This window comes from Sporosarcina sp. ZBG7A, from assembly GCF_000813425.1.
Classification (GTDB): Bacteria; Bacillota; Bacilli; order Bacillales_A; family Planococcaceae; genus Sporosarcina.
Genome location: NZ_JWIB01000013.1, coordinates 131173 through 143968, shown reverse-complemented (window position 1 = coordinate 143968; position 12796 = coordinate 131173). Strand labels below are relative to the sequence as shown.

The window sequence follows — 12796 nt, the reverse complement described above, 5'->3', positions numbered from 1 at the left end:
ATCGGCAACATGTAGAGAAGAATCGGCAACTTGAGGGGAACAATCGGCAACAGTAGCGAATTAATCGGAATCGGGACACAATTCAGCACCGTTAAGGGATTAATTGGCAGCGCTTCGCTTGTTTGGGGATGGCTATTTCAATGCGAAGTGAGGAATCGGAAAGATAATTGAGGAAATCGGCATTATCATGTGCAGAATCGGCAACCTGTAGAGACGAATCGGCAACTTGAGGCGAACAATCGGCAACAGCAGCGAATTAATCGGAATCGGGACAAAATTCAACGCTGATAAGAGGGCTGATTTGCAACAATTCGTTTGCCTACACCTAACTCGAACTTAGCTGATCCATATGTGGCCACTATAGTGGCTGTTAGCCCAAACAAAAACGACAACTCCTATTTCAGGAGATGTCGTTTTTATTATGCTTCTTCTTCTAATCTAGGGACAAGGTCGAATATCTTTTGGTCTTCGAACGCATCGATGAGCCGATCTAGCCAGTCGTAATATTCACGGATGTACAGTAGTTTTTCAATATCTGTCTCGATAACTGCGAGGAGTTCATCAGTCATGTCGTCAGCTTTTTTAAGTTCTTTCAATTCAGCCAGTGATTTTCGGATTGCGGCCGTATGTAACGAGACGGCTCTTCTCCATTTGACGGTGAACATGTCGACGAAAATTTGATACCAGTCGTCTTTCACTTCATATAAGTCTTTTCGGACACCACGTTCCCATACCCGATCGACCAGTTTGGCTTCTGAAAGCGAGCGGATGGATGTACTCATACTCGTTTTACTCATTCCGAGTTCTGCGGACATGTCATCTAAGGTAAGTGGACGATTTTCAAAAAACATCATACCGAATTGTCTCCCAGCTGAAGGCGGAAGTCCGTAGAGATGGATATTTTGAGCAATCGATTCGGTGATTCGTTTACGGGATTTTTCTAATTTTTCGTACGCATCCATCGTGGATGATCCTCCTTGTGATGAACTATTTTCATCAGTCTTTGAACACTTCAGTATAGCTTAGAACAGATGAAAATGAAAAGCAATCAATACGTACAGAAAAAACTGTACGTACAATTTGTAAAGTAAATAATTTGTATTACAAACAGATTACAGCTATACTATGAAACATCGAAAGTATGAATCGGAGGGTTCGCATGGAAGAGGCAATGTTAAAGAAGAAAATTGAAGTGAAAAACGCGTCGAAAATCTTCGGAAAATCGAGCAAACGCGCGGCTCAACTTCTTAAAGAAGGTAAGACGAAGAAAGAGATATTGAAAGAAACCGGTGCAACGGTTGGTGTCAATAACGCCGCGTTCGATGTGCTAGATGGTGAAATATTTGTCATCATGGGTCTATCAGGAAGCGGGAAATCCACACTTGTGCGCCTACTGAATCGCTTGATTGACCCGACGGCAGGTCGGATTTTGTTGGATGGGGAAGATATTGTGAAGATGAACAAAGAACAACTTCGCAATGTCCGTCGGAAAAAGATTGGCATGGTGTTCCAGAACTTTGCACTATTTCCACACAAAACGATTTTAGAAAACACCGAGTATGGCCTTGAAATTCAAGGGGTGGCAAAGGAAGAACGCAAGAACAAAGCAATCGAATCCTTGCACCTCGTTGGTCTGTCAGGCTATGAATCTCAATATCCTGGGCAGCTGAGTGGTGGTATGCAGCAGCGTGTCGGGCTTGCTCGTGCGCTCGCAAATGATCCTGACATTTTACTGATGGATGAGGCGTTCAGTGCACTCGATCCATTGATTCGTAAAGATATGCAGGACGAATTGCTCCAGTTACATGAAGATATGGGCAAGACAATTATCTTCATCACCCATGATTTGGATGAAGCACTCCGTATTGGCGATCGAATCGCACTCATGAAAGATGGAGAAATCGTGCAAATCGGTACTCCGGAAGAGATTTTGATGAATCCTTCGAATGACTACGTCGAGCGTTTCGTTGAAGACGTTGACTTGTCCAAAGTACTGACGGCGAATCACATTATGAAGCATGCCGATACAGTCCAGATTGATAGAGGACCACGTGTTGCGCTTCGATTAATGGAAAGTCTGCGGATTTCTTCGATTTATGTGGTAGATAAAGGCGGCCGACTGATGGGTGCGCTGACTGCTCAAGACGCGGTTGCAGCTGCAGAGAAGAATCTTAAGATCGAGGATGTTTTGATTACAGACGTCATTACGACAACGGGTGAAAGCGTTCTCACGGATCTCTTTGATATCGTTTCGACGGCAACGATTCCTGTTGCGGTGGTCGACGAAAAGAATCGTTTGAAAGGCATTATCATTCGAGGTGCAATGATTGGTGCACTTGCTGGTGACAATCAGTTCATCAACGAAAATGGCGAGATTTCAGATTCCAATCAGGTTGTAGCGGAGGTGACGGAACATGAATGAGTTATTACCACGCTTACCGTTTGCGGATTGGATCGATACGGGTGTTGACTGGCTGGTAGACGTCTTCGGACCCGTGTTCGACGGCATTGCTACTGGTCTTGAAGCGACAGTTGAAACGTTTGTCGACATCATGGATTTCCCACCATCGATTTTACTAGCCGTGATTTTTGCATTGCTAGCATGGTGGTTCTCGACGAAGAAGATTGCTCTATTTACACTCATCGGCTTTCTTTTCATTGACTACTTAGGCTATTGGTATCCGATGCTTCAAATGCTCGCGCTCGTTCTGACTTCGGTCGCAATTGCCATAATTATTGGTGTGCCGATTGGTATTTGGATGTCGCAGCAGTTGATGGCGCGTAGAATTATTACACCGATTCTCGACTTGATGCAGACGATGCCGGCGTTCGTGTACTTGATCCCGGCAATCTTCTTCTTCAATATCGGTGTCGTACCAGGACTTGTCGCGTCGATTATCTTTGCGATGCCGCCGACAATCCGGTTGACGATGCTCGGCATTGAGCAAGTTCCGAAAGATTTGATTGAAGCAACAGAAGCATTTGGTTCAACGACATGGCAGCGCTTGTTGAAAGTGCAAATTCCACTCGCAAAGCCGAACATTATGGCGGGTGTGAACCAAAGCATCATGCTTTCACTATCCATGGTTGTTATCGCGTCAATGGTTGGTGCACCAGGACTGGGAACGAAAGTGTATCAAGCCGTGACGCAATTAAAAACCGGTGTAGGTGTTGAAACGGGTGTTGCAATTGTACTCGTTGCCATCATTCTGGACCGCATAACGCAACACGCAGGACGATCTAAACAAGGGGGAAAAGAATCATGAATTGGACGAAAAAATTGGCAGGAATTAGCGCGGTTTCACTTTTAGCATTGGGCCTTGCAGCATGCGGGGATGATGATAAGGACAATGCTTCAGGAGGTTCGGATAAAACCGCTGGCGAGATGGTGGATTATAAGATTACGGGGATTGACCCAGGTGCTGGCATCATGGAAGCGACAGATCGCGCTATTAGTGATTATGGGCTCGATAAGTGGGAATTGACGACGGGTTCAGGAGCTGCAATGACAGCTGCTTTGAAGAAAGCGTATGACAAAGAGGAACCGATCATCATCACAGGTTGGTCACCACACTGGATGTTCACAAAGTATGATTTGAAATATTTGGATGACCCAGAAGGTTCATACGGTGGCGCAGAAGAAATTCACACGATCGGTAGCATGGATCTTGCTAAAGATAAGCCGGAAGCACACCAAATTCTTCAAAACTTCAAATGGGATGAAGAAGATATGGGTGAAGTGATGGTTGCGATTATCGATGGAGAAGATCCAGCAGATGCAGCACAAGCTTGGATCGACGAGAACCAAGACAAAGTAGACTCATGGACAGAGGGCGTCGATAAAGTCGATGGCGATGAATTCACGTTCGTTTATGTAGCGTGGGATAGTACGGTTGCAAGCACAAATGTAATGGCGAAAGTACTAGAAGACCAGGGCTACAAAGTGAAAATGTCACAAGTTGAAGCAGGTCCAATGTGGACAGCAGTTGCAGACGGCAGTGCAGACGCATTGCTAGCTGGCTGGTTGCCAGTGACTCACAAAACATATGCTGAGAAATATGAAGGCAAGTTCGAAGATGTGGGCACAAGCATGACAGGAGTGAAGATTGGATTGACGGTTCCAGAATATATGGACATCGATTCGATTGAAGACTTGAAAAAGTAAGATGGAATAGGATAGGAGACCCCGCTGGCTGATGTGATTGGCTGGCGGGGTTTTTGTGTTGTGCAGGTGTAGTTGCTGGAGGAATCGGCAACATGACGGCAGCAATCGGCAATTCCAAGCTATGAATCGGAACGATGACCGACGAAATCGGCAAGTTCACGCAAAGAATCGGAACTAAGGGGGAATTAATCGGCAACGAGACACAATTCAACGTGATTAAGGGATTAATTGGAAGCGCTGCGCTTGTTTTATGAGAGCTACTACAGGTCCATGGGGAATCGGCAATATGACGGAAACAATCGGCAATTCCGAGCCATGAATCGGAACGATGATCGACGAAATCGGCAAGTTCAGGCAAAGAATCGGAACTAAGGGGGAATTAATCGGCAACGAGACACAATTCAACGTGATTAAGGGATTAATTGGTACCGCTGCGCTTGTTTTATGAGGGATATCTTATTCACAAGGTCTACTCCGTCAAAATGGAGTTATCTTCACATGAAAAAAGCACACAAGTTACGTGTGCTTCATACTTTGCTTGCGCAATTGTAAGGTATATGTGCGCCCGCGATTATTGCCAATAGGAGTTAATCCCATGCTAGTTATAAGATTTAAGGTAGTACGCGGATTTTTTATTCCTAAGAAAGATCGACAACTGGTATTAGTAAGAGGTTCGTCAAATAGCATAAACCAATCTCTGATTGCTTGGATGTGTGCATCATTTGAGCGAGTTTTACATGCAGTACAGTACCATCCTCTCCCGTGTTTCCTCATTCCCAGTCGCTCACATGTTGGGCAAGCAACCCCGCTATAAACAGTGTCTGGGCTAATGGTGAACATGGAACAAATAGAGTCAGGCACATATTCTTTGTGTCCATCCATTAAACTCTTTGTAAGTTGGAATAGATCCTCATTTGACAATATCGATTTGCCAGTGAGTAAGCTTCTTACATAGTTTGGAACGAGACGAGGAAACAATATCGGAATCTGCGTCGTTGGTGCTGTGATACGCTGCTTAGCATAAGCAAGAACAACGCATCCATAAACCGGGATATCTATTTCTCTGCAGAGTAACCAATCTTTAAAAAGTGAACAAGTATTTTCAACTTGCGCAAGTGGGCTAATAAAGCCACTAATTTTTCCATCATCAGCTATACGCAACAATTGTGGAGGGTTTTCCTTTACGGTTAATTCTCCAGCAATATTTTTCACTTCGCAAATTACTGCGAATTCAGGTGTTAGTAGTAAGGAGTCGATTTGGAAAAAAGTACGTGAGGAAAGAGAGAGGTCGTTTAAAATCAATGTATTCGCAGGAAACTGGTAATCGCGAAGTACACGGTCTAATTCTTCTTCACCGCCGAATCCAGCTTTTATTGATGCGAGTTTAGCTTGGATTTTGGGGATGGCGGAGTGATGGTGTGGAATTCTTCGTATTGCAGCCTCCAATCCCTCGATGAGAATTGGTGGAGTTCGTTCTTTAAGAATGATTGCATTCACTTCCTTTCTACATTCTAATCCATAATATCATACTTTTCAGGTATTTATAAATTGAGCTTGAATGTAGAAAACTAGCTTCGTTTTACTATGTGCAAATCTCATTTTCGGTAAGAGTGTGGTCGTTATCGGCAATAAGGCAGCGGGAATCGGTAATATCTAGCGATGAATCGGAACTATGGCATGTGGAATCGGCAACTTCATGCAAAGAATTGGCAACAAGGATGAATTAATCGGAAACGAGACACAATTCAGCATGATTAACGGATTTATTGGTAGCGCTTCGCTTGTCTAGAAATGGGTTAAATTAAACTACCTGATTAATCATGCTAAGCACAAAATCCGCACTACAGAATTTTCTGTTAAATCATCTTGCGCTCCACAACTTTGAGTGGTACAATCATCTTCTGTTTCAAATTTCCCCAGTATCATATCACCATCCGGAAACGACAGGACAAATTCTAGGAAAGCGGAGGATCTGTACATGCAGAGACACCCTGATTTTGAGTTTGAGGCTGAGCGTCTGGACTACACGGTACATTACATGCGACGGCTTTTGGAAGAGTCGCAGCGTGATGTCGACGCCTCTCAAGAACAAATTCGTCACGCGATGGCGGATTTGGATTATTTGGATTCCAGTATGAGTTACATTAACATCCTCACGAACACACGGTTTTTCGAAATGGCGCGGTCCCAGAAAGAGACGTTTGAAGCCATCCAGAAGAAGCCGTATTTTGCGCGTATTCATTTCCAACCTGACGATGAAAAGGACCAATTTCTGTACATTGGTAAGACGTCGGTGTTTCATCAGGAGACGCAAGAACCAATCATTGTCGACTGGCGATCACCTGTCGCGAATGTGTATTATGACGGACGTTTAGGTGAATTGACGTATGATGTCCGGGGTGAAGAAGTCAGCGGTCATCTGCATTCAAAGCGACAATATCAGATTGAAGAGGGCGAATTGCTCGATGTCCGCGACATTGATTTGACGACGAATGATGAGTTGCTGCAGGAAGCGCTCGCGGGCAAAGCGGATGTGCGATTGACGGAAATCATCTCGACGATTCAGTCGGAACAGAATGATATCATCCGAGCGAGTTTGCGCAAGCCAATCATTGTGCAAGGTGCAGCTGGTAGTGGGAAAACCACGATTGCATTGCACCGAATTTCCTACTTCCTTTATACAAAAGGAACGGATTTCCCCGCTGAAAAACTAATGATTCTCGCGCCAAGCAAGTTGTTCATGGACTATATCGGAGACGTGCTTCCTGAGCTCGGTGTGGGCAGTATTTGCCAGACTACGTTTGAAGAATATGTTTTGAATGCGACAGGTTTGAAGTTAAAACTGACTGATACGAATGCGAAACTTGAGAGATTGGCATCATCGGATTCGTTGGATGAGGCCACGATAGCTATTGCTAGGATGAAAGGATCCGAGGAGTATCGGTCGATTGTGGCAAAGTACGTGCAAAAACTCGAACAGCAAACAGTGGCGCTATTCGAAGATGTTTTCATCGACAATTATCGCATTATGGGTGCGAAGCGATTGCGGAAATTATTCTTGGAAGACTTCGGATATTTGCCGATTGAAAAGCGACTTGAGCGTATAAAGCTGATCATGAAATCGGAAGTGACCCGAAAGCGCAAACAGCTCTACCAACTATTGTCGGATAAATATGAGGCTGCGCTTGATAAAGCGTTATATGGCATTCGTGATGATGTAAAGCGTCGGGCTCGGATCACGCGAGTAATGGACGAGCGTGACGAACGACTTCCTAAGATAGAGAAAGAAGGGAAGCAGAAGGTTGCTTCTTATATGAAGCGATTTAAAAAGTTCAACGTCAAGCAATTGTATCGAAGTCTGTTGACGGATTCCGACTTACAGGCAGAACTAGCGCCGGAATGGTCGGAAGCGTTTAAGGTTTCATTCCAAGAATCACATTTGAAAAACACGTGGGAAACAGAGGACTTGGCGGCGCTTTACGATTTACATGTTCAGCTGAAGGGACTCGAAAGTGAATGGAAGATGCGTGTCGTTTTCATTGATGAAGCGCAGGATTACAGCGAGTATCAGCTGGCGGCGTTACACGTCGGACTTGAGACTGAATTGTTCACGCTGGTTGGCGATTTGGCGCAAGGAATTCATAGTTATCGTGCGCTGACGTCGTGGGATCCGGTGCGAAAAATGTTGCCGACCGCTACGTATACGACGCTTCAGAAGAGTTATCGGACAACGATTGAAATCATGAATCTAGCAAACAAGGTGCTTGCGCAAATGGAGGAGGATTTGCCACTTGTTGAGCCGGTCGTTCGTCATGGAATCGACCCTGTGTTTTACGAAATGAATGAGCTGGATGTTGGACGAGTGCGCCAGATTTATGAAGAGATAGCAGAGCGTGGCCATCGCTCTGTTGCGATGATTTGTAAGACGAATGCTGAAGCGAAGCGACTTTTCGATGTGTTGTCGGATGGCGGAATAGCGGTCCAGTTACTGGACGATCAAAGCGATATTGATGATTCCTGTATGCTTATCGTGCCAAGTGTTTTATCGAAAGGATTGGAATTCGATGCGGTCATAGTGGCGGCATTTGAAGATCCATTTCGAGACTCGCCAATTGACCGCAAGTTGCTGTATGTAGCAATGACGCGTCCGATGCACGAGTTGCATGTGCTGGGCGGTGCGGCGAAGGAAGTATTAGACGAATGAATTCTAGAATCCCGCTCGCGCTTCGTGCGCAGCGGGGTTTTTGTATGGAGAAAGATTAATCGGCAAAATGTCAGGGAATATCGGAATTTCCAAGCCATGAATCAGAACTATGGAGAGAGGAATCGGAACTTTCGAGCGAAGAATCGGCAATAGGAAGGAATTAATCGGAAACGAGACACAATTCAACATCGTTAAGAGATTAATTGGTAGCGCTGCGCTTTTTTTTAGATGGGCTATGCCATGTGCAAAGGGAATCGGCAATATGTCAGGGAATATCGGAAGTTCCAAGCCATGAATCAGAACTATGGAGAGAGGAATCGGAACTTTCGAGCGAAGAATCGGCAATAGCAAGGAATTAATCGGAAACGAGACACAATTCAACACCGTTAAGGGATTAATTGGTAGCGCTGAGCTTGTTTCCAGATGGGCTAAGACACGCGCGGAGGGAATCGGCAATATGTCAGGGGATATCGGAAGTTTCAAGCGGTGAATCAGAACAATGGAGACAGGAATCGGAACTTTCGAGCGAAGAATCGGCAATAGGAAGGAATTAATCGGAAACGAGACACAATTCAACACCGCTAAGGGATTAATTGGTAGCGCTTCGCTTGATTTAAAAGAGCTATCATCTTCTCCAAAAGATGCGGTTACATGTAGAGAATTAAGCAGATTCAATCCAAAATATAACAAATTCCTCAAACTACCATCGATTCCTTTGAAACCTCTGTCGAAATTTGGTGTAATAGGGAAAAGGACTAAGATAGGGGGACCTGTATTGAAGGATGATATTCAAGCACCGACGCACTGTTTAGCTGTTGAATCGGTGCCTGCACTAAGGTGGGGATCGACCATCAGCCATGTGATTATGCTAGCAATTTGGGGGATTTTATACGCAACCAGCTTGTACTTTTCTTGGTGGCAATGGACTCATTGGATGATTTATGGAGTCACAGCACTAACCTTGGTTTCAGCGATCTGGTCTATTGGATTGAGGCCAGTCTATTTCCATAAGCATTTTCGTTATGGAGTTAACGATGAATTTCTGCAGATAAAATCAGGTGCGTTTTATGAAAGTTATGAGCTCGTTCCGATGGCGAAGATCCAGGCAGTTTCGATGAATCAGGGACCGGTTTTGAGGCGCTTCGGCTTATATTCATTGGAAATCGAAACGATGGGATCGAGTCATGGAATACCTGCGTTGCCGAAAGAAGTAGCGATTGAAGTGAGAAATCAGATTGCCCGCTACGCAAAAATCAGGGAAGTGGATGAATGATGAAAGTGAGGCGATATCATCCGCTATCCATCTTGTTCGAATTCGCCGCATTTTTGAAAAGCTATGCAATTCTTGCGTTTGTCGTGGTAGTCAACTTCGGTTCAGACTCATGGATAGCCCGATTGGGTCGTATACTCCTGTTAGTATCAGTAGCCCTTACAATCATCGCCAGCATTCTGAAATGGTTCACTCGAAAGTATGCGGTTGACGAGCTTGCGTTTCACCTGAAATCGGGGATTTTCGAGAAAACGGAGCGGACGGTCTATTTTGATAAAATCCAAAATGTGCAGCGCCATACATCGTTTTTACATAAGCTGTTCGGGATGACTTCCATAACTTTTGAAACTGGTACGTCTGGGATGAACTCGAATGTGAAGTTCGACGCTTTGACACGCTCGGAAGCGGATCGATTGGAATCTCTAGTAAAAGAGTTCATGCAATTAGGGAACCCGACAACAGACTCTGAAACTGAAAAAGTTGCTGTGACTTCAGAGCGCGTCGTCCATTTCACTCCGACTCGGAAAGATACCATTAAAGCTTCGTTCACATCGTTCAGCTTTTTGATCATCCTAGTGCTAGGGGCATCTCTCTTTTCTAAGGTTGATCAACTGTTCGAGGTAGAGGACTATGTGGAAGGTTGGATTGCGTCTGTCCTGACATCGGGCTGGATTATCGCTGGAATAGTTGTGGGGCTAATTGTACTTGCCGTGACAATTGGAGTCATATGGACGTTTGTGAAATATGGAAACTATGAAATTGCTTCAGACGAAGAAAGGATCTATATTTCAAAAGGTGTTTTGGATGAAACCGCATTTTCAATCGGGAAGAAACGTGTGCAGGCAGTAGAAATTACGCAGTCCTTCATGAAAAGAATTCTTGGTCTCGCAGAAGTGAAGCTGATAAGTGCTGGGAATCTTGGAGATGATGAGGATGAAGTCAGTTCGCTGTATCCGTTTTTGCCGGTGAAGCGGGCGTATGCAATGATTGCAGAGTTGCTACCTGACTATCAAGTAGTGCCAGATACGGAACGGTTGCCACGGAAATCATTGTTGGCTCGTCTCATCAAGCCCTATTGGTTCTGGCTGATTGTAACGATCCCGCTCACCTTTTTTAGACCAGAAGTATTCAAGTTGCCTATTGGGTGGGCAATTGTTTCAATCACACTTCTTGTCCTACTCATACTAAGCCGAGTACTCGGCTATTGGAACACTTCCTATGCGGTGAAAGGGCGATTCATTCAACTAAGTCAGGGGACATTTGAAAAAACGACGTTTCTGACGCGACGCGACAAAATCATCGAAGTATCAGTGAAACGGACGAAACTTCAGCAATGGTTTGGTCTTGCGACGATAGGTCTTATTAATCGTGCTAAACCGGTGCGCCATGAGACACTTCCAGATATGCCGATAGAAGAAGCCCGGCAATTTGTAAAGTGGTATGCGGAACGGACAAAAAATGTGCAGCTGAAGTGAAATAGGTTTAATCGGGACGACTTCAGGAATAGACTAATTGGAGACGTCTGTCTAAAAAGGGGTGTAGGAATGGGAAGACGAAAAAAGTTCGGGAAGATGAGCCTAGTGGTGCTCGTGACATATCTATTAATGATTGTGATGAACTACTTGGCGAATGCGCTTCCGCTGAACGGGATGACGACAGGGGAAGTGTCAGATTCCTATAGCAATCTGTTTGCACCAGCGGGTTATACGTTTGCAATTTGGGGACTTATTTACGTGCTACTTGCGTTTCATGTCATTTACCAACTCGGATTTTTCAGATCAGGTGAACGTTCAGAAGTGACGCAACTCATGAAGAAAATAGCGGTCTATTTCTCGATTTCATCAGTCGCGAACGCATTGTGGATAGTAGCGTGGCATTATGGAAAGCTTGGGACTTCCATCGTTTTAATGCTCATCATTTTGGTGAGCCTAATCATTATCAACGGCATGACGGTGAAAGCCGATCTGTCGTTTAAAGAGAAATTTTTCATTCGACTGCCATTCAGTGTGTATTTTGGATGGATTACAGTTGCCACAATCGCGAATATCACGGCGTATTTCGTTTCCATAGATTGGAACGGGTTCGGATTGTCAGATCAGACATGGACAGTCATCATTCTACTCGTTGGAACAATAATAGGAATTGCGACGCTGCTCAAAAATTGGGTTGCTTCTTACGGATTTGTCCTCGTTTGGGCATATGTCGGAATTTATAACAAACACGTTTCGAATGAAGGATGGAACGAAGCCTATCCTGGAATTATATTGACCGTTTCTATTTGTATTATCTTGCTGACTCTACTAAGTTTGTGGGTACTTGTGAAACGACGTAAACGAACGAATCACAGTGGACGCATTCATACGTTTAGGTGATTGAACTTCCTGTTAAGTGAGGAAGTTGTGTGATGTATTATTCAGATTATTCATTGACCACACTGGTCGAAGTATGGTATTCTTACTTCGACCGATGTGGTCTAATTTTTTTATCATAAAATCGACCGGAGTGGTCTATAGAGGTGGACTCATGGTAAAGGCATTTGAAACGCTTGATGAATCTAAGAAAAAAAGAATTATAGATGCGGCAATACATGAGTTTGCGGAGCATCTGTATGAACAGGCATCGACGAATCGAATTGTGAAAGAAGCTCGCATTGGGAAAGGAATGCTGTTTCACTACTTTGAAACGAAACAAGCACTTTATGAGTACTTGGTCGACCGTGCGCTTAATGTGATGGAAGAGTTGTATGTTCAATATATTGATGTGTCAGAACCAGATTTCATAGAGCGGATGAAAGGTTCTGCCAAGCTGAAGATGGATGTATATCGATTGCATCCGGATTTGTTTCATTTCATCGGTCAAGTGGTTTTAGAGAAAGAGTCGAGAATTCCGAAGGCGCTTGGCGAACGATTGGAAAAGATGCAACAGGACGGGCTGACGAGTTTGTTCAGCGGAATTGACTTGTCTAAGTTTCGAGATGATATACCTGCAGATGATGTGATGAAACTCATTAGTTGGTCGATTGAAGGATATGGTAAGGAGCTACTTGCAAAGTTGGATGGGCAGACATTTGTGGAATTAGAAGTGGATTCGTATTGGCATGAGTTTTACGCATTTTTAGATGTGCTGAAGAGAATCTATTATAAATAGGGGTGTGGGG

General features: G+C 44.4%; 11 protein-coding genes. 9 read left to right on the top strand and 2 right to left on the bottom strand.

Annotation, left to right across the window (positions count from 1 at the left end):
* Nucleotides 1-419 precede the first annotated feature (419 nt).
* Complete coding sequence (locus RL70_RS05780) at nt 420-962, bottom strand: GbsR/MarR family transcriptional regulator (RefSeq protein WP_039042471.1); 543 nt, start codon at nt 960-962, stop codon at nt 420-422.
* 197 nt (nt 963-1159) lie between these two features.
* Between RL70_RS05780 and RL70_RS05775 the strand changes: the two genes are divergently transcribed.
* The 3 genes from RL70_RS05775 to RL70_RS05765 are packed head-to-tail and all read left to right on the top strand — an operon-like array spanning nt 1160 to nt 4165.
* Nucleotides 1160-2422: a glycine betaine/L-proline ABC transporter ATP-binding protein gene (locus tag RL70_RS05775; RefSeq protein ID WP_039042470.1), complete on the top strand. Its 1263-nt coding sequence runs from the start codon at nt 1160-1162 to the stop codon at nt 2420-2422.
* On the top strand, nt 2415-3266 hold the full coding sequence (locus RL70_RS05770) for a proline/glycine betaine ABC transporter permease (protein ID WP_039042469.1): 852 nt from the start codon (nt 2415-2417) through the stop codon (nt 3264-3266). The genes RL70_RS05775 and RL70_RS05770 overlap by 8 nt, the downstream gene beginning before the upstream one ends.
* Nucleotides 3263-4165, top strand: a complete 903-nt coding sequence (locus RL70_RS05765; RefSeq protein ID WP_039042468.1) for a glycine betaine ABC transporter substrate-binding protein — start codon at nt 3263-3265, stop codon at nt 4163-4165. Before RL70_RS05770 ends, RL70_RS05765 begins: the two co-directional genes overlap by 4 nt.
* 516 nt (nt 4166-4681) lie before the next feature.
* Here RL70_RS05765 and RL70_RS05760 read toward each other — a convergent pair.
* On the bottom strand, nt 4682-5662 hold the full coding sequence (locus RL70_RS05760; protein ID WP_052245797.1) for a nuclease-related domain-containing protein: 981 nt from the start codon (nt 5660-5662) through the stop codon (nt 4682-4684).
* Between the two features lie 481 nt (nt 5663-6143).
* Here RL70_RS05760 and helD point away from each other — a divergent pair, with 481 nt between their 5' ends.
* The 6 genes from helD (at nt 6144) to RL70_RS05730 (ending at nt 12786) form a co-directional block, all read left to right on the top strand.
* Nucleotides 6144-8369, top strand: a complete 2226-nt coding sequence (gene helD, locus RL70_RS05755; protein WP_039042467.1) for an RNA polymerase recycling motor HelD — start codon at nt 6144-6146, stop codon at nt 8367-8369.
* Nucleotides 8370-8673: 304 nt separating this feature from the next.
* Nucleotides 8674-8859 carry a hypothetical protein gene (locus tag RL70_RS17800; RefSeq protein WP_156137915.1) on the top strand — a complete coding sequence of 62 codons (186 nt, stop codon included), beginning with the start codon at nt 8674-8676 and terminating at the stop codon, nt 8857-8859.
* A gap of 9 nt (nt 8860-8868) precedes the next feature.
* Nucleotides 8869-9642 (top strand): PH domain-containing protein, encoded by a 774-nt coding sequence (locus tag RL70_RS18165; protein WP_231567240.1) that lies wholly within the window; start codon nt 8869-8871, stop codon nt 9640-9642.
* Nucleotides 9639-11114: a PH domain-containing protein gene (locus RL70_RS05740; protein WP_052245796.1), complete on the top strand. Its 1476-nt coding sequence runs from the start codon at nt 9639-9641 to the stop codon at nt 11112-11114. The genes RL70_RS18165 and RL70_RS05740 overlap by 4 nt, the downstream gene beginning before the upstream one ends.
* 69 nt (nt 11115-11183) lie before the next feature.
* A complete protein-coding gene (locus RL70_RS05735) occupies nt 11184-12011 on the top strand; it encodes a hypothetical protein (RefSeq protein WP_039042464.1) in 828 nt (275 codons plus the stop codon).
* Between the two features lie 151 nt (nt 12012-12162).
* Nucleotides 12163-12786 carry a TetR/AcrR family transcriptional regulator gene (locus tag RL70_RS05730; RefSeq protein ID WP_039042463.1) on the top strand — a complete coding sequence of 208 codons (624 nt, stop codon included), beginning with the start codon at nt 12163-12165 and terminating at the stop codon, nt 12784-12786.
* The last annotated feature ends 10 nt before the right edge of the window (nt 12787-12796 follow it).